The sequence below is a fragment of the Mariniflexile sp. HNIBRBA6329 genome (assembly GCF_043558645.1).
Lineage (GTDB): Bacteria > Bacteroidota > Bacteroidia > Flavobacteriales > Flavobacteriaceae > Mariniflexile.
Genome location: NZ_JBIFXS010000001.1, coordinates 426,022 through 448,147 on the forward strand (window position 1 = coordinate 426,022; position 22,126 = coordinate 448,147).

Consider the following 22,126-nt stretch of genomic DNA (forward strand, 5'->3'; position numbering starts at 1 on the left):
TAAAAAGTTAAACCGCCAAATCGTGTCGGCGTGATAAATATAGTCGAAATTTATTACGCCGACACGATTTGGCGGTCAATTGTAATTGGTTTGCCTCATAATCATTAAAAACATAATTATGAATACAAAACTTATAAAGTTAAAAGATGAATTTATAACCAAGCAAAAACAATTAGAATATGCACGAAATACCTTAAAAAAAGAGTTTTTTGGAATTGATAAGGCTATTGACGAATTGGTTAATAATACACGTTCCTGGTATGTGCTAAACGAATACCAAACAAGGCCATTAGTAGTAAATCTTTGGGGTTTAACAGGTGTGGGAAAAACTTCTTTAATCACTCGACTTGCCGAGTTATTAAATTGTAATGATAGCCTTTTTAAATTTGATTTAGGAATAAAAACCAGCAGCTCTTCTTTTACACGAGGACTTGATGACTTATGTGAAAAGGATGAATCTAAACCAATAATAATAGCTTTAGATGAATTTCAACATAGTCGAACTTTAAGAGGGCCATTACGTGAAGAAGTTCAAGAAGACGATAATAGAAAAGTGTGGGAATTAATAGATTCTGGGAAAATTGAATACTATCCATGGGACCATGGGCTGTATAACTTGATAGATTACACTAAAAAACTACAGTTTTTACTTCAATCTTCAGTAAAAGTAGAAAAAGGAAAAATAATAAAAGGAATAAGTATTTATAATGCTGAATTTAATGGAGATAGTTTCTGGGATGATGATGATGATAATAAAAAAAATTTGTTTGTTAAACGTTCTATTTACTCATCTATTCTAGACTATGCTGGTAAAGCATTCCATTTTAATTTAATCCAAGATGTTAATAAACATCTTTTAAACTTAAACGGAGAAGAAACTATAGCTTTTTTATATAATGTTATTAAAATTGCAAAAAAACCAAAAACTAAAAACTTTACAAAGGCTCTCATTTTCATAATTGGAAATCTAGACGAAGCATATACTATGAGTAACAATTTAACTGCAGATATTGATGCTGATTTGTTTCATGAATCATCATTAAAAATTACAATTCCACAAATAAAAAATGCACTCTCTAACAGGTTTAGAAAAGAACAAATATCAAGGCTGGGCAATATTCATATTATTTATCCTGCACTAAATAAAGAGGCTTATAAAGCAATAATTTTAAATGAATTACAAAAGGTTATAACAAAAACCAAAAATCATATTGGATTAAAAATAAAATTTGATGAATCTGTTTCAGATCTAATTTACAAAGAAGGTGTCTTTCCAACCCAAGGAGTAAGACCTTTGTTAACTTCATTAAATTACTTGATCAAGACAAACTTGTCTATTTTCTTTTCAGAAATTATAATCAAAAATTTAAACAGTTCAGAGCTATCATTTCATATTTTTGAGAAGGAACTCGTTTGCTCTTATCTTTATAGAAATAAGATTGTGCACAATAAAAAAGTATCTGTACTAACACCTCTTGAAGATATTAGAATATCAAAAAAAGACGATTTACAAGCCATTACTGCTGTTCATGAAAGTGGTCATGCTATTATTTCAGCCATATTACTCAAAGTTGTTCCAGAGCACATTTATTCGGTAACTACTGAAGGTGATAATAATGGCTTTATATATACTAAATTTCCATGGAATTATATTGCCAAAAAAGAAATTGTTAAAAGAATAGCAATGTACTTAGGTGGCATAATGGCGGAAGAATTGGTATTTGGAAAAGACAATATTACAGCTGGATCATCAAGTGACATTATTATGGCTACAAAATTTTTAAGCAACATGTATAAATTGAATGGTTTAGGAACGATACCTATGTTTTTTGATTTAGATTCTGCAAACAATGATAGCTATCATGATTGTAATGATGTAGAATTGCTAATCAAGGAGACTTTAAAAGAAGGTTATGAACTAGCAAAATGCACTCTTATTAAAGAAATGAAGTTATTGTTGACTTTATCCAATTATTTAAGCGACCATAGTTCGATAGACAAATTAGCTTTGGAAAAAATGATAAAAAAATATAAAATTTCAGAAGTAGAATTAATTAATAACAGTGAATTATTGTATTACAGAAATGAATTAAAATCGAAAATATCTTCAGATTTAAGTAGCATATCTAAAGAGCTCTTTAATACGATTTCTCTAAACCATAAAAATAACAAATGAAAATACTCTGGTTGGATGACCTGCGAAACCCATATATCAATTTAGAGAAACGTGCCTAAAGAAGACGGAATAATCAAATGGGTTTTGAATTTTGAACAATTTACTCAATGGATTACAAAGTTCAGTTTACCAGATATAATATCTTTTGACCACGATTTGGCTGATGTTGACAAGAACAATGAAGGGAATTTTGCACATTATCAAGAAAAAACGGGAATGGATTGTGCAAAATGGCTGGTGAATTATTGTATTGATAATAATAAAAAATTACCAAGATTTTATGTGCATTCGGCTAATCCTGTAGGTTCTAAAAATATAGAAAGTCTTTTAAATAATTTCATTAAGCATGCAAAAAACAGTTGAATACCAAAATCTAATAATATCAATTAAATTGGAATTCAACATGATTTACACCAATTATTGTCCCTTTTGTTGTCCCTCATGCAAAAATAAAAATCCGTAAATAGCTAAAAAACAGCTATTTACGGATTTTAAAAGTGGTCCCACCTGGGCTCGAACCAGGGACCACCTGATTATGAGTCAGGTGCTCTAACCAACTGAGCTATAGGACCGATTCGTATATGTTACTGTATAAAATACGGTTTCATTCCGAAATTGGCTGCGAATTTAATACTAATTTTAAAACTCTACAAGAAAATTATTCTTTTAAAACAATTTCTTGACAAAGCTCTATAAGAACACCGTTTGTGGTTTTGGGGTGAAGAAAAACAACTAGCTTATTATCAGCTCCTTTTTTAAGTCCCGAAACCTCGGGATCGTTTAAAACCACGAACCCTGCATTGGTTAACCTCTTTACTTCTGCTACAATATCATCTACATCAAAAGCAATATGATGGATGCCTTCACCTTTTTTTGCTATAAACTTTGCAATGGGACTATCTTCATTTGTTGCCTCTAAAAGTTCAATTTTATTGGTTCCTACTTTAAAAAAAGACGTTTTTACGTTTTCGCTTTCTACAGTTTCCGTTTTATAGCTTGGTACACCAAAAAGTTTGGAAAACAATTCATTAGAATTTTCAAGACTTTTAACCGCTATTCCTATGTGTTCAATTTTATTCATTTACCTACGCTTTATAGTAAGATACAAATTTTGTAAATCAAAAGTAAGATAATCTTTAAATAACCGCTATTTTTGCATTCTAAACCTATAAGAGGTATCAAAATGAGTAACGTAGAGGAAAGTCAAAGACAAAAAAAAATAGGATCGGTTTTACAACGCGATTTAGTTGAAGTTTTACAAGGTGCTGCCACACAAGGTGGTATGCATGGCATATTAATATCGGTATCTAAAGTTAAAGTAACTGTAGATTTAGGTGTTGCCAAAGTATATTTAAGTATCTTTCCTAATGATAAGGCCAAAGAATTATTGGTAGGGATCAAATCGAACACCCCGTTAATTAGGCATGAATTGGCACAACGCACCAAAAACCAACTGCGACGTATGCCTAATTTAGAGTTTTTTATAGATGACTCTTTAGAATATATTGACCAAATTGACAAATCTTTAAAAGGCGAAGATAACCCTATTAAAGACCCAAGTATTTTAGACAAAAGGAAAAAAGCCTAATTAAAAATTGAACTTCCCCTTATATATAGCTAAACGTTATTTACGCTCAAAAAGCAGTAACAACGCTATTAATTTTATTACCATTATAGCCATTGTTGGTGTTATTTTAGGCTCTGCATCCTTATTTATTGTGCTTTCTGGTTTTGCGGGTTTAAAAGATTTTACACTTCAGTTTTCTAGCATTATAGACCCTAATTTAAAAGCCGAAACTTCCAAAGGAAAATCGTTTGAACTAACGGACAGCGAAATTTTTAAGCTCAACAATTTAGATGAAATTGCTATGTACTCTAAAATTGTAGAAGAACGCGTTATTATTGCTTCACAAGATAAAAACACATTAGCAAACATAAAGGGCGTTGATGAACGTTATCAAGATGTTGTTGATTTTGATTCGGTAATTGAACACGGCAATTGGATAGAACAAAATTCCAGACAAATTGTAGTGGGTTGGGGCATTGCAAACAGTCTTTCTTTAGGACTTTTAGATTACACAAAACCTGTAAATATATATGTTCCAAAACCCGGAAAAGGGCAAATAACCTCAACAAAAAATGCATTTAATAGCATTAAAGTTGTTAATGTTGGTGTGTTTTTTGTGAACGAAAAACTAAACGATACCTATATTTTCTCTCCTATAGGTTTAGCACAAAACCTCTTAAATTATGAACCCAACCAAGTAACAGCTATTGAATTTAAGTTGAAAGAAGGGGTAGATGAAAGCGTAGCCATAGAAAAAATAAAAACCATTTTAGGTGATAAGGTCATTTTAAAAAACAGAGCGCAATTAAACGATGCCCTTTACAAAATGCTAAACACCGAAAATTTAGCAGTTTACCTAATATTTACACTCGTTTTGATTATTGCATTTTTCAATGTTATAGGCTCTTTAATTATGATGATGCTCGACAAAAAACGAAGCCTAAACACCTTGTTCAACATAGGTGTTACCGTAAAAGATATTCGCCGGATCTTCTTTTACCAAGGCAGTTTAATGAGCATTGTTGGTGGCTTTATAGGCATTATTGTTAGCCTTATTGTGGTGTTTCTTCAAAAAACATTCTCGTTGGTTATGATAACCCCGTCACTTCCCTACCCCGTAACCATCAGGTTTGGAAACCTCATACTTGTGTTTTTAACCATTTCGGTTTTAGGCATTATTGCCTCAAAAATTGCATCGGTACGTATTTCAAAAAGTTTGGTAGAAGAATATCATTAATTAGGGCAAGTTGCCATGAAAAATGGCAAAAAAAGATGCCGCTTCAAATGCGAAGCATTCACGAATTCCAAATTATTAAAATAGTATGCATGAGTAATCCTTCGTGCGATCAACCCGCAATGGTATAGCTAAAACCTAAAATCATCTTTTTGACTTGTTTTCAAGATCTCACAGGTTTTAAAAACCTGTGAGGTCTGTACATTGTGATCCCACAAACCTTAAGGTTAGGGTAAAACCATTGGATAGCCCGCAAAAGCGATAGTAGCGACATCCTTTTTAAAATTTAATAAGAACTACCTTTGGTATAAACTAGAATTTAACAGATTGCTTAGTCGTAAACTCCTTGCAATGACGTTTTAAAAAGATATAGTGAATAGCGCGGTTGCTTGCCATTTGCCCAAAAACTACTCTGTAAATTGGTAATCAGCAAATTGTTCCAACACCTCATCAAAAGCAGCAAATACATCTTCGGAGTGGTCGCTGGTTACCATTTTGGTGCGTAATTCTTTAAAATGCGGAATGTTTTTAAAGTAATTGGTGTAATGGCGGCGGGTTTCGAAAACACCCAAGGTTTCACCTTTCCAATCGATAGCCATTTGCAAATGACGACGGGCTGCCTCCACACGTTCTTCAATAGAAATGGGCGCTAAATGTTCACCTGTATTAAAAAAGTGCTTTACTTGTTTAAAAAACCAAGGATTCCCAATGCTGGCGCGCCCTATCATACAGCCATCCAATCCATAAACATCGCGCATTTCCATAGCTTTTTCGGGCGAATCTACATCGCCGTTTCCAAACACGGGAATGTGCATACGTGGGTTGTTTTTTACTTGGGCAATGGGTTTCCAATCGGCATTACCCTTATACATTTGCGCGCGGGTACGCCCATGGATAGCAATGGCTTTACAGCCAACATCTTGTAAACGTTCAGCCACTTCCAGGATTCTTATGGAATCGTGGTCCCAACCCAAACGGGTTTTTACGGTTATGGGTATGTTGGTGCGTTTTACCATTTCGGCAGTAAGTTGCTCCATTAAACACACGTCTTTTAAAATACCAGCACCAGCGCCTTTACTCACTACTTTTTTTACGGGGCAGCCAAAATTAATATCGATGATGTCTGGCTTAGATTCTGCCACAATATCTATGGTTTGCAGCATGCTATCTAAATTAGCTCCAAATATTTGAATGCCAACGGGTCGTTCTTTTTCATAAATATCCAACTTCATAACACTTTTGGCGGCGTTACGAATTAAACCTTCGCTCGATACGAATTCGGTATAAACAACATCGGCACCTTGTTCTTTGCATAAGGCGCGGAATGGTGGATCGCTTACATCTTCCATAGGTGCTAAAAGCAATGGAAAATCAGGAAGTTCTATGTTGTCTATTTTTACCACGTTTTTTATTTTGGACTGCAAAATTACAGTTTTTTATGTTATTTGAAACATATAAATTTAAAACTAAGTGTCTAACCCTTTAATTTTTAATAATATAATCCGTTTTTACCACAACAGGAATACCCGTTGCAGTAATACCTTCCAAAGTTACTTTTACGGTAGTTTCAACCTTGCTGTTGTAATAGGTTACTTGAGAAACGCCCGTTTTATCTGGATGTACATACGGATTCCAAAATAATGTGTTGCGTACGGCATCTGTATTATCCATTTCTAAGGATGGCTTGTTTGGATCGGGTGAATAAAACACACGAGCATCATAAAACCCTTCTATTTTTTGATTGATATTATGGTATTGTTTTTTAGACTGCACATTTGCCGTAGGGTCTTTTGTGTAAATAGCAATAACCCCGTTAGCACCCTCTGATCCAAATATAGCTGCAGATGGTCCTTTAATGGCATCTATTTTTTCAACATTATCTGGCAGGATAAAGTTTATTTGTGAGGAGTCGTTTATTGGAAATCCATCCAGTATAATATGCGCTGCACCATTAAATCTCATAAAACGAATGCTGTCACCTTCAACAATAACACCTGGGATGTTGTATTGAATTAGTTGGTAAATATCATTAAAAACAGGTGTTTCATCGCCTACCACATAGCTAAAATCCGGTATGCCGTATAAACTTGGGGTGGTATTTTTCTTTTTGGCTATAATTTCAACTTCATCTAATATGTTTTCTGGCGCAATACCATAGTTGATATATTTTCTTAATATGGTTTCTTGGAGTTTTTCTGTATCAAAAGAAAAATGGGTTACTTGAGGTTTAAAATCTATCGGTATGGGAGGAGTGTCCATTGGAAATAAAATAATCTCTCCTTTACCTTTTCCTTTATCGTTTTTAGAATTTAAAAACATATTGGCAGTTCCATAAATCATAAGGTTTTCAAACTTAAAAATCCCAAGAGAATCTGTTTCCGAATCAAATATATTTATCCCAGTTTTACCCATTAAGGCTAAAGTTATGTTGCTATTTGCTTTTGGCTTATCTCCAAAAAGCTGTTTTACCCTGCCTGATACCGTAAACCCTTTTTCGGCTTTATAATAATGAGTATCGTCCATTTTTGGGATTTTTTTCCATAAAAAATCACGCCAACCTTGTGTTAAAAGCAATAAATCTAAATGGTATAACCGCTTTGGTTGACCAGAATCAAAATAATAACTTGGGTTATGCACTTTTCCTTTAATATCAGACTCCATTAAAAAATAAGAACTAATATTTGTTCCAAAATCTTTTGTTTCGTCCTGACCATTCGTATCGATACAGGATAATGAAAAGCTTGCGGGCACTAAATTACCTGTATTGGTTTTAGATGACACATTAACCATAACCTGTTCTAAAGGTTTATAAACCTTTTTATCGGTTGTTACATTTACATGCAGGTCCTGTTCTTTTTCAACATAAACCAAACGTTCGCTTTGAGGTCTTAAATTAGTATCGTATAATGTTATTTGAGTGATGCCTTCGGGAATTTCGGCTGTAGGCAATTCAAAAGAAAGCGATGTACTGGTTAAAGGAAAGTTTCCTTCAAAATAAGAAGCGCCTCTTGTGGCACAAACAAAGGTAAGCAATGCTTTTGGTGCTTCTGCTAAAGTTTCCTTGTTCGTTTTTATGGTTATTATGTCTTTTCCTTGAACATTCTTAAAACTTAATAGGTAACCTGTTTCGTTAGCCTTAGGAAGTGGTACATCAATTAAGCGCCCATCTGAAGTTGAAATTTCGGCATGATACTCTTTCCCTGTTTGTGGCTCCATTTGAAATTTTCCCATTCCATCATGATTGCTTAAAAACATGGCCACTAATTCCTTATTTGCATTAAAAACCTTTCCTTTTACCTCAATGGGGTTTCCAAAATCATCAACCGCCTTGAAAGCTACAACACTTTGAACATTATTTACAAGTGAACCTCCTTCTGGAAAAAATTGAATGTTAGGGGATTTTTCAGAAGATTCTACTGAATTTTCAGCTGTTTTCTTAGGCTTCAATTTATCTGCTGTTTCTTTTGCCTGCTTCTGTTTTTCAAAAACATCAATAATTTCAATCTCTTTTTCAAAAACAAAATCATCTCCAAAATTTCTGCTATAATTGGTATAGGCCCGTATTTGATACGTGCCTGCTTTTTTTACACCAATAGAATCGGTCAATTTAAAATCGCCATGACCTAAACCGTTTTCCAAGGGTGTTTTATTACGTGAAATTATTTTAGAATCGGGCGAAATTAATTCTACATATAAAATATTGCTTTCGTTAAAAAGTATATTATTATAGGCGTAAACCGAATAAGCTTTGTACCACAACGATTCTCCTAAAGTATACGTGGTTCTATCGGTATGTATATATACTTTTTCAATTTTAGGAATCGACTTTTTTTCCTGCGCATTTAATAAAATAGTAGTGAAAAAAAACACTAAAAAACACTTTAATAATGGTTTCGTAATTCTGTTTAAAAGAAGCAGCATTTAAAAATAGAGGTTAATTTAGTTTAGGTATTATATAGCACAAAACGAGTATAAGACTTTAAAAATAGATAAAAGTTTAATTTCTTACAGAAAAAATATCAAAATAATATTACAAATTTAATGCCAAAAAACCATCATTTAAGTTTAAAATATACATTTAAAAACTAATCTATTAGAAGATAGGATAATTTACATGTATGCAATCTTTCAGCCTCATTTAAAAACATCTATATTTGCAAATTAAATTAGGATAGAATTTCCTTTATGAAGAATATTAGAAACTTTTGCATTATTGCACATATAGACCACGGTAAGAGTACTTTGGCAGACCGTTTATTGGATTTTACAGGTTCGGTTACCGAGCGTGAAAAGCAAAACCAATTACTCGATAATATGGATTTGGAGCGCGAACGTGGTATTACCATTAAGTCGCACGCCATACAAATGGACTATACCTATAAAGGGGAACAGTATGTTTTAAACTTGATAGACACCCCGGGACACGTCGATTTTTCATATGAAGTTTCTCGTTCTATTGCTGCTTGCGAAGGTGCTTTACTTATTGTTGATGCAGCACAAAGCATACAAGCGCAAACCATTTCAAATTTATATTTGGCTTTAGAAAACGATTTGGAAATTATTCCTGTTCTTAATAAGGTAGATTTACCAAGTGCCAACCCAGAAGAAGTAACCGATGATATTGTCGATTTATTAGGCTGTAAACCCGAAGATGTTATCCACGCCAGTGGAAAAACTGGTTTTGGGGTTGATAATATTTTAGCTGCGGTAATTGAACGTATTCCGGCTCCTAAAGGCGACCCCAATGCGCCGCTTCAAGCCTTAATTTTTGATTCGGTTTACAACACCTTTAGAGGTATTGAAACCTATTTTAGGGTTTTTAATGGCGAAATTAAAAAAGGTCAAAAAATAAAATTCGTTGCGACCGATAATGAATATTATGCAGATGAAGTTGGTACCCTAAAACTAACCCAAGTTGCAAAACAATCGGTTAAAACAGGTGATGTTGGTTATTTGATAACAGGTATTAAAACCGCTAAAGAAGTAAAAGTAGGTGATACCATTACCGATTTTGCAAACCCAACCACCAATATTGTTGAAGGTTTTGAGGACGTAAAGCCCATGGTTTTTGCGGGTATTTACCCTGTTGATACCGAAGATTACGAAGAGCTTCGTAGCTCCATGGAAAAGCTTCAATTAAACGATGCATCTTTAGTATTTACCCCAGAAAGTTCAGCGGCGTTAGGTTTTGGTTTCCGTTGCGGGTTCTTAGGAATGCTTCACATGGAAATTATCCAAGAACGTTTAGAACGTGAGTTTGATATGACGGTAATAACCACTGTTCCCAACGTATCATACCACGCATTTACAAACAAAAACCCTGACGAGGCTTTTATTGTAAATAACCCATCCGATTTACCAGACCCTTCCACCGTAAACCGTGTTGAAGAACCTTATATAAAAGCAACCATTATTACCAAAGCCGATTTTATTGGTAATGTGATGTCGTTGTGTATTGAAAAACGTGGTATTGTTACCAATCAAACCTATTTAACTACCGAACGTGTTGAATTATCTTTTGAAATGCCTTTGGCTGAAATTGTATTTGATTTTTATGATAGATTGAAAACTGTTTCAAAAGGGTATGCGTCGTTTGATTATCACCCAATTGGGATGAAAGTTTCCAAGTTGGTGCGTTTAGATATTTTATTAAATGCACAACCTGTGGATGCCCTTTCGGCATTAATTCATGCCGATAATGCACAAAACATTGGTAAAAAAATGTGTGAAAAGTTGAAGGAGTTAATTCCGCGTCAACAATTTGATATTCCAATCCAAGCGGCTATTGGTGCTAAAATTATTTCACGTGAAACCATTAAAGCACTTCGTAAAGATGTAACCGCTAAATGTTACGGTGGTGATATTTCTCGTAAACGTAAACTTTTAGAAAAACAGAAAAAAGGTAAAAAACGTATGCGTCAAGTAGGTAATGTTGAAATACCTCAGCAAGCGTTTATGGCCGTTTTAAAATTGAATGACTAAAAAAACACCTGATTTTTATTACTTTTTTCTAAATACCAGAAAGCTTTAAACCTTTTAAAAGCCTTGAAATAATAGAAAATCTTAACATTTAATTGAATGATTGCTATTATTTCAAGGCTTAATTTAAAATTTATTATTGAATATTTCGCTTAATTAGCAATCCTCAATAATTTCTTCAAAAATAAATTTCCCCCAAAATATTGCATAATATTTTTGTAAGTTTATAAACAAAGCAAAATATTAATGACAATAATTCACATAAGCGCAGAATGCTATCCGGTTGCTAAAGTAGGAGGACTAGCCGATGTTGTTGGAGCTTTACCTAAATACCAGAACAGCTCTAAAGTATCGTCGCAGGTTATTATGCCTTTCTACGACAATAAATTTACTAAAGAAAATGAGTTTACAACTATATATAGTAACCACATTACGTTAGGAAACAACACTGAAGATTTTAGTGTTTTAATACTTAAAGAAAAACCTTTAGATTTTGATGTGTTTTTTATAGACGTTCCTGAATTATTATTTAAAGAATATGTATATTCTTTTGATGATACCGAGCGTTTTCTGGCATTTCAAATAGCAGCACTCGATTGGATGCTAACTTGGGAAAAACACCCAGATATTATACATTGTCATGATCACCATACAGGTCTTATTCCTTTTATGCTTCAAGAAAGTTATAAATATGAAGCATTTAGAAAAATACCTAACATATTAACCATTCATAATGCACAATACCAAGGGTGGTTTTCACATATAAAAGTAGGGTTAATTCCAGCATTTAATTTTAACCATGTTGGTATATTAGATTGGGGAGGCGTTATAAACCCACTAGCTGCTGCCATAAAATGTGCATGGCGTGTTACTACAGTTTCACCTAGTTATATGGAAGAATTAAAATTGGCCGCCAACGGATTGGAAAGTTTGTTAAGTGCCGAAAGCGCCAAATGTTCTGGTATATTAAATGGTATTGATACCGATGTTTGGAACCCAGAAACCGACCATTATATTGTAAAAAATTACACCATACAAACAGTTGCTGAAGGCGCCGAAGCCAATAAACAATATTTGTGTAACCTTTTTAATTTAGATTTTGAAAAACCTTTATTTGCCTTTATTGGTAGGCTGGTTGAAGAAAAAGGCTCAGATTTATTTCCAGATACATTTAAAATAGCGCTTGAAAAAAATAACCTTAATATATTATTATTGGGTTCTGGCAATAATTTTGTTGAAGAACAGCTAGAAAACCTAAAAAAAGATTATATTGGTACATACAACGCTTTTATAGGCTACGACGAAAAACTATCGCATATTATTTATGCAGGTGCCGATTTTTTACTCATGCCTTCGCGCGTAGAGCCTTGTGGTTTAAACCAAATGTATGCGTTACGCTATGGCACCATTCCTATTGTTAGAAGCATCGGCGGTTTAAAAGATACTGTTACAGATATTTCCAAAGAAAATGGCTTTGGAATTTGTCATGATAATGTTTCGGTTTTAGAAATAACCAACGCTATAGATAGAGGTGTAGACCTATATCAAAAGCAATCAGAATATAAAAACATACAACATCGCATCATGGAAATAGACCATTCATGGCATGTTTCAGCACAAGAATACATAAATTTATATAACTCCATAAACTAACTAATTATGATTAACAACAAGGTTTTAGCCATCATATTGGGTGGTGGCCAAGGTTCTAGACTACATCCACTAACAGAAGAACGTTCAAAACCCGCTGTGCCAATAGCAGGTAAATACAGATTGGTTGACATCCCTATTTCAAATTGTATTAATGCAGACATAAAACGTATGTTTGTTTTAACGCAGTTTAACTCAGCTTCTTTAAATCGCCATATCAAAGACACCTATCATTTTAGTTTTTTTAGTAGTGCTTTTGTTGATGTATTAGCTGCAGAACAAACCCCAGGAAATAAAGGATGGTTTCAAGGAACTGCCGATGCTGTTCGCCAAAGTATGCACCACTTTTTAAGACATGAATTTGAGTATGCTTTAATATTATCGGGAGACCAATTATACCAAATGGACTACGATAAAATGATTGAGGCCCACGAAAAAAGTGGTGCAGAAATATCTATCGCTACCATACCAGTTAATAAAAAAGATGCAACTTCATTTGGAATTTTAAAAGCCAATGACGACAGTATTGTTACTGCTTTTATAGAAAAACCAGATGCTAGTTTACTTCCCGATTGGACATCAGAAGTTAGTAACGAAATGAAAAACGAAGGCAGAAACTACCTGGCCTCCATGGGTATTTATATCTTTAACAGAGATTTGTTAATTGAGTTAATGAGCGATACTACTACCATAGATTTTGGTAAAGAAATTATTCCACAGTCTATCGAAAAACACAAAACCTTAAGTTATCAATACGAAGGTTACTGGACAGATATTGGAAACATAGACTCGTTTTTTGAAGCAAATATTGGTTTAACTGATGATATCCCAAAATTTGATTTATATGATAAAACAAAACGCATATATACGCATGCACGCATGCTGCCCACTACAAAATTGGCAGGAACAACTCTGGAAAAAGCGGTAATAGCAGAGGGCTGTTTAATTAGTGCTGCAAAAATTGAACAATCGGTAATTGGTATTCGTTCCAGAATTGGTAAAGAATCAACCGTAATAAAAACCTATATGATGGGTAGCGATTATTACGAAACACTTCTTGAAATTGAAGAAAAGAAAATAAAGATTTTAATGGGAATTGGCGAACGCTGTTTTATTAAAAATGCCATTTTAGATAAAAACTGCCGTATTGGAGATGATGTTAGGATAAATGGCGGAACACACCTAGAAAATACCGAAACCGACACGTATGTAGTTAGGGATGGCATTGTAGTAATTAAAAATGGAGCAATAATCCCTAACGGATTTGTAATATAATATATGGCACAAGTAAAAGTTTATAGTCTATTTACAGACTTCGATATTAACCTTTTTAAAGCAGGTAAACACTATAGGCTTTATGAAAAATTTGGATCTCATATTACCACCGTTGATGGTATTGATGGCACTTATTTTGCTGTTTGGGCACCAAGTGCCAAACAAGTTTCTGTAATAGGCGATTTTAATTATTGGACAGAAGGCGAGCACCAATTAAATGTACGTTGGGACAGCAGTGGCATTTGGGAAGGCTTCATACCACTAGTAGGTAAAGGCAACATTTATAAATACAAAATTGAGAGCCATAACAATGGTATAAAAACCGAAAAGGCCGACCCTTACGCACGCCGTTGTGAGCATCCACCAAAAACAGCTTCCATTATTTGGGACGATAAATATAAGTGGAAGGATACCGATTGGATGAAAAAGCGTAAAAAACATAACGCTTTAGATGCGCCTTATTCGGTTTACGAAGTTCATCTAGGTTCTTGGAAACGCCATTTAGAAGAAGATCGATTTTTATCGTATTACGAATTGGCAGACGATTTGGTAAACTATGTAAAAGACATGAATTTTACCCACGTAGAGCTCATGCCCATTATGGAATATCCATACGACCCTTCTTGGGGCTACCAGCTTACAGGATATTTTGCACCCACATCTCGCTTTGGTTACCCTGAGGAATTTAAGTATTTAGTTGATAAATTGCATCAAAATGATATTGGTATTATTCTAGATTGGGTACCCTCCCACTTTCCTGAAGACGCCCATGGCTTAGGCTTTTTTGATGGTTCTTGTCTATACGAACATCCTGATAGACGTAAAGGCTATCATCAGGATTGGAAAAGTTTAATTTTCAACTATGAAAGAAACGAAGTAAAATCCTTTTTAATAAGTAATGCAGCGTTTTGGATGGATCAATACCATGCTGATGCGTTGCGTGTAGATGCCGTTGCCTCAATGCTGTTTTTAGATTATTCCAGAGAAGATGGCGAATGGGAACCGAATATTTATGGTGGTAGAGAAAACCTTGCCGCTATTGAATTCCTTAAAGAATTAAACCAAGAAATTTATGCTTCATTCCCAGATACACAAACCATAGCTGAAGAATCTACCGCATTTCCAGGTGTTTCAAAACCTGTGTTTTTAGGCGGTTTAGGCTTTGGAATGAAGTGGATGATGGGTTGGATGCATGATACCCTAGAGTACTTCGGAAAAGACCCTATTTATAGAAAATACCACCAAAACGATATCACTTTTAGTTTAGCCTATGTATTCTCTGAGAATTTTATGCTTCCGCTTTCGCACGACGAGGTGGTATATGGCAAAAACTCTATTTTAGGTAGAATGCCAGGTGATGAATGGCAACGTTTTGCAAACCTTCGGCTTTTATACGGCTATATGTTTACGCATCCTGGAACAAAATTACTGTTTATGGGTGGCGAATTTGGGCAATACAACGAATGGAATTTTCAAGAAAGTTTAGATTGGAATTTATTGGAATTTGAACCTCATAAAAACTTTCAAAATTATTACAAAGCCATCAATGGTCTTTACAAATCAACTCCTGCCCTTTTTGAAAAAGCATTTTCAGGTGAAGGTTTTGAGTGGATTAGTTACGACGACCACGAAAATTGTGTTATTTCATACATTCGAAAAGGAAATGACGCAAAAGAAAATGTCGTGGTAGTTTGTAATTTAACACCCGCAGTTAGAGAAAACTACAAAATAGGACTTCCTACTAATGGAAAACTAATTGAAATATTCAATAGCGATTCTAAAGAATTTGGCGGCGTAGGTGTTTCAAACAAAAAAGAAATAACCATTAAAAAACAAGCTTGGAATGGTAAAGCATATTCCGCAGAAATCATTCTTCCTCCATTAGCAATAACAATTTTTAATTTTAAATAAAAAAATCCCATTGAGATTTATTAAAATAACTCCTTGCAATATTGCGCATTACGCAATATTGCAAGTTGTTTTTTAGTAAAAACAAGCCTTATACGTGCATAGAATTTAGTATTTTGGCTGTATTAATTATTAGCTTTAATTTATGATATTAAATACCGAATTAGAATATAAAGGGAATCTGTTCCCGTCAAAAATAGTTTCCTACAAAAAAAACCTAGACACTTTATCATTTACCTCTGAAAACAATGTTGTATTGCAAGTTACCGTACAACGCGATAGTATCTTAAGATTTAGATATACTACAACAGGTGTATTCGAAAAAGACTTTTCATACGCTATAACTAAATACGCGAGTAGAGGATACAATTTTTTGGAAGTAACCGAAGAAGACGATAAATATATTATTACTACTTCAAAGCTTATTTGCCACATCGCAAAAGTTGATATGCGAACGGCTCTTTATGATGCTAAAGACAAAACGCTTATTTGTGAAGATGAGTTAGGTTTCCATTGGGAAGAAAGTTATGAGTTTGGTGGCGATATTGTAAAAATGTCCAAAACCGCTCAAGAAGGTGAAAGTTATTATGGATTGGGCGATAAACCCGTTGATAATAACCTAAAAGGCAAGCGTTTTGAAAATTGGGTAACCGACTCTTATGCTTATGGAAAAAATACCGATCCTATTTATAAAGCCATTCCGTTTTATACTGGGTTGCATCACAAAAAATCATACGGGATTTTCTTTGACAACACTTTCCGTACCTTCTTCGATTTTTGCCATGAACGTAGAAACATTACAAGTTTTTGGGCACAAGGTGGTGAAATGAATTATTATTTCATTTATGGCCCTCAAATGGCCGATGTTGTTTCCATATACACCGATTTAACAGGGAAACCACACGAATTACCAGCATTATGGACCTTAGGGTACCACCAATGTAAATGGAGTTATTATCCAGAGTCTAAAGTAAAAGAAATCACAAGTAAGTTTAGAGAACTACAAATACCGTGTGATGCTATTTATTTAGATATTGACTATATGGAAGGCTTTAGATGCTTTACTTGGAGTAAAGAATACTTTCCAAACCCTAAAAAAATGGTTAAGGAATTGGCCGATGATGGATTTAAAACCATTGTTATTATAGATCCGGGAATTAAAATAGACAAAGATTACTCGGTTTACCAAGAAGGATTGGAAAAAGATTATTTCTGTAAACGTGCCGACGGGCCTTACATGAAAGGAAAAGTATGGCCTGGGGAGTGTTATTTCCCAGATTTTACAAACCCTGAAGTACGCGAATGGTGGTCTGATTTATTTAGAGAACTTGTTGAAGACATAGGTGTTAAAGGTGTTTGGAACGATATGAATGAACCAGCCGTTATGGATGTACCTGGTAAAACATTCCCTAACGATGTAAGACACGATTACGACGGAAACCAATGCAGCCACAGAAAAGCGCATAACGTTTATGGTATGCAAATGGCTAGGGCCACCTATCAGGGGCTTAAAAAATTCGCCTACCCTAAGAGGCCTTTTGTTATTACAAGAGCCGCATATTCGGGAACACAACGTTACACGTCTAGCTGGACGGGTGATAACGTAGCGTCTTGGGAACATTTAACCATTGCCAACATTCAAGCGCAACGTATGTGTATGTCTGGATTTTCGTTTATAGGTTCTGATATTGGCGGATTTGCCGAACAACCAAATGGCGAATTATACGCACGTTGGATACAATTAGGGATATTCCACCCATTTTGTAGAACGCACTCATCTGGAGACCATGGTGACCAAGAGCCTTGGGCTTTTGGCAATAACATCACAGATATTGTTAGAAAATTTATTGAAATTAGGTATCAATTGCTGCCTTACTTATACACCGCTTTCTGGAGATATGCCAACGAGGGCATTCCTATTTTAAAATCACTTGTTTTATACGACCAAAGTGATGCCCATACCCATTATAGAAACGATGAGTTTATTTTTGGCGAAAAAATATTAGCCTGCCCTATTACCGAGCCTAATGCTAAAGGAAGACGTATGTATTTCCCTATTGGAAACTGGTATAATTTCTGGACTGATGAAATATTTGAAGGCGGACAAGAGCTTTGGGTTGATGCCGATCTAGATAGCATGCCTATCTTCCTTAAAGAAGGTGCTATTATTCCTAAATACCCTATTCAACAATTTGTAGGCGAAAAACCTTTGGATGAACTTATTTTGGATGTTTACTATAAAGAAGGCGAAGAAACATCCCAGGTTTTTGAAGATGCCCAAGATGGATACGATTACATTAAAGGTAGATACAGCCTTAGAAACTTTAAACTTGTTGGTAAAGAAAATACCGTTATTATTCAACAATTTAAATCGGGTAAATACACGACGCCTTACGAAACTTTGAAGATTAGATTCCACGGCTTACCGTTTGAAATATCGAAAATTCAAATTGATAATGAAGAGGCTTTATTTGAAGATGTAAAACTTAATGGCGACAATACCATTGTTGTTAGTAAAGAGTTTACAGAACTTCATGTTATAGCATAGAAAATTTACATACCTCGTTTAGGTTTACTAGAAAAAGGCTTACCAAGATATACTAACTTGTAGCCTTTTTCTATTTTATCTATAGCCTTATTATACGACGAAATTATTTCCAAAACACCTCGTTTGTCTTTTACCAATAATGGAATGATGTCTTCATCATGATTCGTGATTTCAATCAATTCATCATAGTGCCCTTTACTATTTAGTTCTATTTCATGAATTTCGGGATATTTTCTAGCTACTTCAGTTAACGATATAAAGTTATCAGTATGCGAAAACAACCCTTCCCTTGGGCTATTGTCTGGATTATACATTTCATCAACGGTAATAAGTCTGTATGAACCTGTTTCACCAAATTGTTCAGAAAACTTTTTAATGGCATAATCATTAATATCGGCACTTCCTGTTAACGCCATTAAAAAACCAACATCGTTAAGCTCTATATTGTCCTCTAACGTATCGGAATATATATCGGTATTAATGGCTTCCAATCCTGCTTCATGAGCCAATTGTATATTATTCTGGTTACTATCAATTAAAACAACATGTCGGCCATTATCTTCTAAATACCGTGCAATAAGTCTGGAAAATTGAGACGCCCCAACCATCAAAATACCTTCAGAGCGTTTTAAAAACACCCCTAAGAGTCTTGCAAACGGACGTGCTGTAGTGGCGTTTAATAATACCGTTCCCAAAACGATCATAAACACCAATGGTGTAATGTATTCGGCGCCCTCTACCCCTTGTTTTATTAATTTACTACCAAAAAGCGATGCAATACCTGCAGCCACAATACCACGCGGCCCTACCCAACTTATAAATACTTTTTCGTTAAACCTTAAGGTAGACCCAATGGTGCATAAAAAAACGCTAAGCGGCCTAATCACGAAAACAACCACAGCAAAAAGTGCTACGGTTTTCCAGGTATAAAGCAGCATTAAATCATCAATATTGATGTTTGCTGCAAGCAGAATAAATAAAATGGAAATGAGCAAAATACTCAACGATTCTTTAAAATACAGCAGTTCCTTTATGTTTTCCAATTTACCGTTTCCTAACACCATACCCATAACTACTACAGCCAATAAACCGGATTCGTGCGCAAAAATTTCAGATTCAACAAAAACCAATAACACCGTTGATAGCGATACTACATTTAAAAGGTAATGGGGAATAAAGTTTCTGTTAATGGCAAAAGCCAAAGCATGGGCAAAAGTAAACCCAAAGGTAGTTCCAAAAAGTACAATTTTTCCAAACTCAATCAAGGCGGTTCTGGTAAAGCCACTATCACCTTCTACACTTATAAATTCAAACACCAATACGGCAACCAATGCTCCAATAGGGTCTATTAAGATGCTTTCCCATTTTAAAACGGTTGAAACATCTTTTTTAAGAGGAATATTTCTTAAAATTGGTGTGATAACCGTTGGCCCGGTTACAATTACCAAACCTGCAAACAAAAATGAAAGATCTAAACTTAAATCGAATAATAGGTGTGCTGTAATTCCTGCGGAAAAGAACGTAATGGTAGAGCCTAAAGTAATTAATTTAGTAATAACAGGCCCAACATTATTTATTTCAGAACGTTTCAATGTTAAACCTCCTTCAAAAAGAATAATACTAATGGCCAACGACACAAAATAGAACAATCCATCTCCAGGAAACAACCCTTTTTTGCCATTCCAAACGGGTTCTATCCACTTACTGCCATCTACATTTATATAAGCTGCTGCTATAGGACCTACCAGTAAACCTATTAAAATTAAGGGTAAAATAGCGGGGATTTTAAATTTCCAAGCAACCCACTGAGCCAATATACCCAAAATAATAATACCTGCTAGTTCTACCATAAACTGAATTTTGGTGTTAAAATACTAATTTTTATTCTATTTAAAATACCAACAACTATTCAAGCCATCCCTTTTTAGGTATTATAATATACGGCACACATTTAAGTGTGTTTTATTATTTTATGGGTTGCTTTACTTTGGTTTTATCAAAAAAACAGTTAAAAAGGAAAAAAATAAGGGATAATAAATGAGGCAGCAAGCCAAATAATTAAATTTAATGGCGTACCCACTCGTAAAAAATCATTGAATTTATAATTTCCCGGAGCGTAAACCATTGTGTTTGTTGGATAACTCATAGGTGTCATAAAAGTTAATGAACACGCAAACATAACTGCAACCAAAAAAGGGCGCTCGCTTACCTCCATGATAGATGACAAGGTTATAACAACAGGTGTTAACAATGCTGCCGTAGCTTTACTTGAAATAAGATTGGTTGAAATAAAAGTGACTAAATACAGCAAACTCAATGTTATATGAGGATTGTATTGCCCCAGGGTATTCTGTATAAAATCTGCAATAAGTTTAGCGCCACCTGTTTTTTCCAGTGCAGTTCCCATAGAGAGCACACCTGCCATCATAAAAATAACCTTCCACTCCACCGCATTATAAGCTTCCATGGGTTTCAATATCTTCATTAAAACCATTAATAATGCTCCAACCATGGCACTTATTAATATTGAGGTAAGGTTTAGTGATGCTGCTAAAACCACTCCTATCCCTATTAAAACAGCAGGTATTGCTTTTCGTAAATTGGTTTTTCTTTTTTGATATTCAGAAAGTGTTACAACAAGCTTTTTAGTTTCTAAATTTTTAATTTCTTGTTTTTGGCCTAAAACCAACAACATATCACCTTCCACTAATTTTACCGATGAAAGCTTATCGAATAAAATTTCACCTCGCTTGCGAATGGCTAAAACCGACATATTATAACTTCTATTAAATCGCATGGATTTTAAAGAGCCTTCGGACAAACTAGACCCAAATGGTATAATGACTTCATAAAGATTGTAGTCGTCAGATTTAATATCAGAATTATTTATTAATGCGCTTCCTTTCACCTTATACCCTTCAATATCTAGCAATTTATAAATCATTTGTGGTGGTAAAACTACTTTTAACACATCGCCTTTAAGAATGATGGTTTCAGGTCCTAAATCATACCTTAAACCACCTTCTCTCATTATAGATAAAATGTTTACATTATAATCTAAAACCAGTTTTGAATTAACGATGGCTTTATTAATGTCTTTGCTACCTTCTTCAATAACTATTTCAGTAATGTATTTCTCTACTTCTTTAGTAAGTTCATCGTCTTTATCTTTACGTTTTGGAAGTAAAAATGGTGCTATTAAAAAGATGTATATAAATCCAATAACCAACAAACAAGCCGCAGCAGCACTAAATTCGAACATACCAAATTCAGCCAATCCATACTTTTTTGCATAACTGCTAACTAAAATATTGGTAGATGTTCCAATAAGCGTACAAGTGCCTCCAAAAAGGGCTGCAAATGATATGGGCATTAATAATTTTCCTGGACTTATATTGGTTTCTCTACAAACCGTTAAAGCTATGGGCAGCATGAGGGCAACTACCGCCGTATCATTAATAAACGCTGAAAATAAAGCTGTAATAACACAAAAAACAATAAGCGCTACAGCATAATGAATTTTGGCAAGTTTGATAATGTAGTCGCTTAACCCATCTAAAATACCCGAATTAAAAACACCTCCGCTAACCACAAAAATGCATCCTAAGGTTAAAGTTGCTGGATGATTAAACCCCGAAAAACCTTCTTCTGGATTTAATACCCCGGCAACGATAAACATAGCCATAATGAGGATAGACGTTGTATCTATTGAAAAGTAATCCTTCACAAAGAGAAAAACACCAACACCAATAATGCAAAATGTGATAATTAAATCGATGCTCATACCTT

At 34.4% G+C, this 22,126-nt stretch carries 14 protein-coding genes and 1 tRNA gene; 9 read left to right on the top strand and 6 right to left on the bottom strand.

Features of this window, described 5'->3' with window-relative positions:
* The first annotated feature begins 118 nt into the window (after positions 1-118).
* Both ACGK9U_RS01740 and ACGK9U_RS01745 read left to right on the top strand, forming a co-directional pair.
* Complete coding sequence (locus ACGK9U_RS01740; protein WP_394464635.1) at positions 119-2,176, top strand: hypothetical protein; 2,058 nt, start codon at positions 119-121, stop codon at positions 2,174-2,176.
* A gap of 51 nt (positions 2,177-2,227) precedes the next feature.
* A complete protein-coding gene (locus ACGK9U_RS01745) occupies positions 2,228-2,539 on the top strand; it encodes a cyclic-phosphate processing receiver domain-containing protein (RefSeq protein WP_394464636.1) in 312 nt (103 codons plus the stop codon).
* A 135-nt stretch (positions 2,540-2,674) separates the two neighbouring features.
* On the opposite strand, the gene ACGK9U_RS01750 is transcribed toward ACGK9U_RS01745, so the two are convergent.
* Positions 2,675-2,748, bottom strand: a tRNA-Ile gene (locus ACGK9U_RS01750).
* An 86-nt stretch (positions 2,749-2,834) separates the two neighbouring features.
* Positions 2,835-3,257: a methylmalonyl-CoA epimerase gene (mce, locus tag ACGK9U_RS01755; RefSeq protein ID WP_394464637.1), complete on the bottom strand. Its 423-nt coding sequence runs from the start codon at positions 3,255-3,257 to the stop codon at positions 2,835-2,837.
* 102 nt (positions 3,258-3,359) lie between these two features.
* Between mce and rbfA the strand changes: the two genes are divergently transcribed.
* Together rbfA and ACGK9U_RS01765 are read left to right on the top strand one after the other, a co-directional pair.
* On the top strand, positions 3,360-3,764 hold the full coding sequence (rbfA, locus tag ACGK9U_RS01760; protein ID WP_394464638.1) for a 30S ribosome-binding factor RbfA: 405 nt from the start codon (positions 3,360-3,362) through the stop codon (positions 3,762-3,764).
* Between the two features lie 7 nt (positions 3,765-3,771).
* Entirely contained in the window at positions 3,772-4,980 is a 1,209-nt protein-coding gene (locus ACGK9U_RS01765; protein ID WP_394464639.1) for an ABC transporter permease, read from the top strand.
* 404 nt (positions 4,981-5,384) lie between these two features.
* Here the strand turns inward: ACGK9U_RS01765 and dusB are convergent, their stop codons facing one another.
* Entirely contained in the window at positions 5,385-6,380 is a 996-nt protein-coding gene (gene dusB, locus ACGK9U_RS01770; RefSeq protein WP_394464854.1) for a tRNA dihydrouridine synthase DusB, read from the bottom strand.
* Between the two features lie 79 nt (positions 6,381-6,459).
* A complete protein-coding gene (locus ACGK9U_RS01775) occupies positions 6,460-8,898 on the bottom strand; it encodes a TonB-dependent receptor plug domain-containing protein (protein ID WP_394464640.1) in 2,439 nt (812 codons plus the stop codon).
* 264 nt (positions 8,899-9,162) lie between these two features.
* On the opposite strand from ACGK9U_RS01775, the gene lepA reads away from it, so the two are divergent.
* The 5 genes from lepA to ACGK9U_RS01800 all read left to right on the top strand — a co-directional run bounded on the left by lepA (position 9,163) and on the right by ACGK9U_RS01800 (position 18,337).
* Complete coding sequence (lepA, locus tag ACGK9U_RS01780) at positions 9,163-10,959, top strand: translation elongation factor 4 (protein WP_394464641.1); 1,797 nt, start codon at positions 9,163-9,165, stop codon at positions 10,957-10,959.
* A 243-nt stretch (positions 10,960-11,202) separates the two neighbouring features.
* Complete coding sequence (locus ACGK9U_RS01785) at positions 11,203-12,609, top strand: glycogen synthase (protein WP_394464642.1); 1,407 nt, start codon at positions 11,203-11,205, stop codon at positions 12,607-12,609.
* Positions 12,610-12,615: 6 nt separating this feature from the next.
* Positions 12,616-13,881: a glucose-1-phosphate adenylyltransferase gene (locus ACGK9U_RS01790; RefSeq protein WP_394464643.1), complete on the top strand. Its 1,266-nt coding sequence runs from the start codon at positions 12,616-12,618 to the stop codon at positions 13,879-13,881.
* 3 nt (positions 13,882-13,884) lie between these two features.
* The gene (gene glgB, locus ACGK9U_RS01795) at positions 13,885-15,792 is read left to right on the top strand and encodes a 1,4-alpha-glucan branching protein GlgB (RefSeq protein WP_394464644.1); all 1,908 of its coding nucleotides are present in this window, start codon (positions 13,885-13,887) and stop codon (positions 15,790-15,792) included.
* 142 nt (positions 15,793-15,934) lie between these two features.
* Positions 15,935-18,337 carry a glycoside hydrolase family 31 protein gene (locus ACGK9U_RS01800; RefSeq protein ID WP_394464645.1) on the top strand — a complete coding sequence of 801 codons (2,403 nt, stop codon included), beginning with the start codon at positions 15,935-15,937 and terminating at the stop codon, positions 18,335-18,337.
* Positions 18,338-18,342: 5 nt separating this feature from the next.
* Here the strand turns inward: ACGK9U_RS01800 and ACGK9U_RS01805 are convergent, their stop codons facing one another.
* Both ACGK9U_RS01805 and ACGK9U_RS01810 read right to left on the bottom strand, forming a co-directional pair.
* Complete coding sequence (locus ACGK9U_RS01805) at positions 18,343-20,187, bottom strand: cation:proton antiporter (RefSeq protein WP_394464646.1); 1,845 nt, start codon at positions 20,185-20,187, stop codon at positions 18,343-18,345.
* Positions 20,188-20,345: 158 nt separating this feature from the next.
* On the bottom strand, positions 20,346-22,121 hold the full coding sequence (locus tag ACGK9U_RS01810; protein WP_394464647.1) for an SLC13 family permease: 1,776 nt from the start codon (positions 22,119-22,121) through the stop codon (positions 20,346-20,348).
* Between the last annotated feature and the right edge of the window lie 5 nt (positions 22,122-22,126).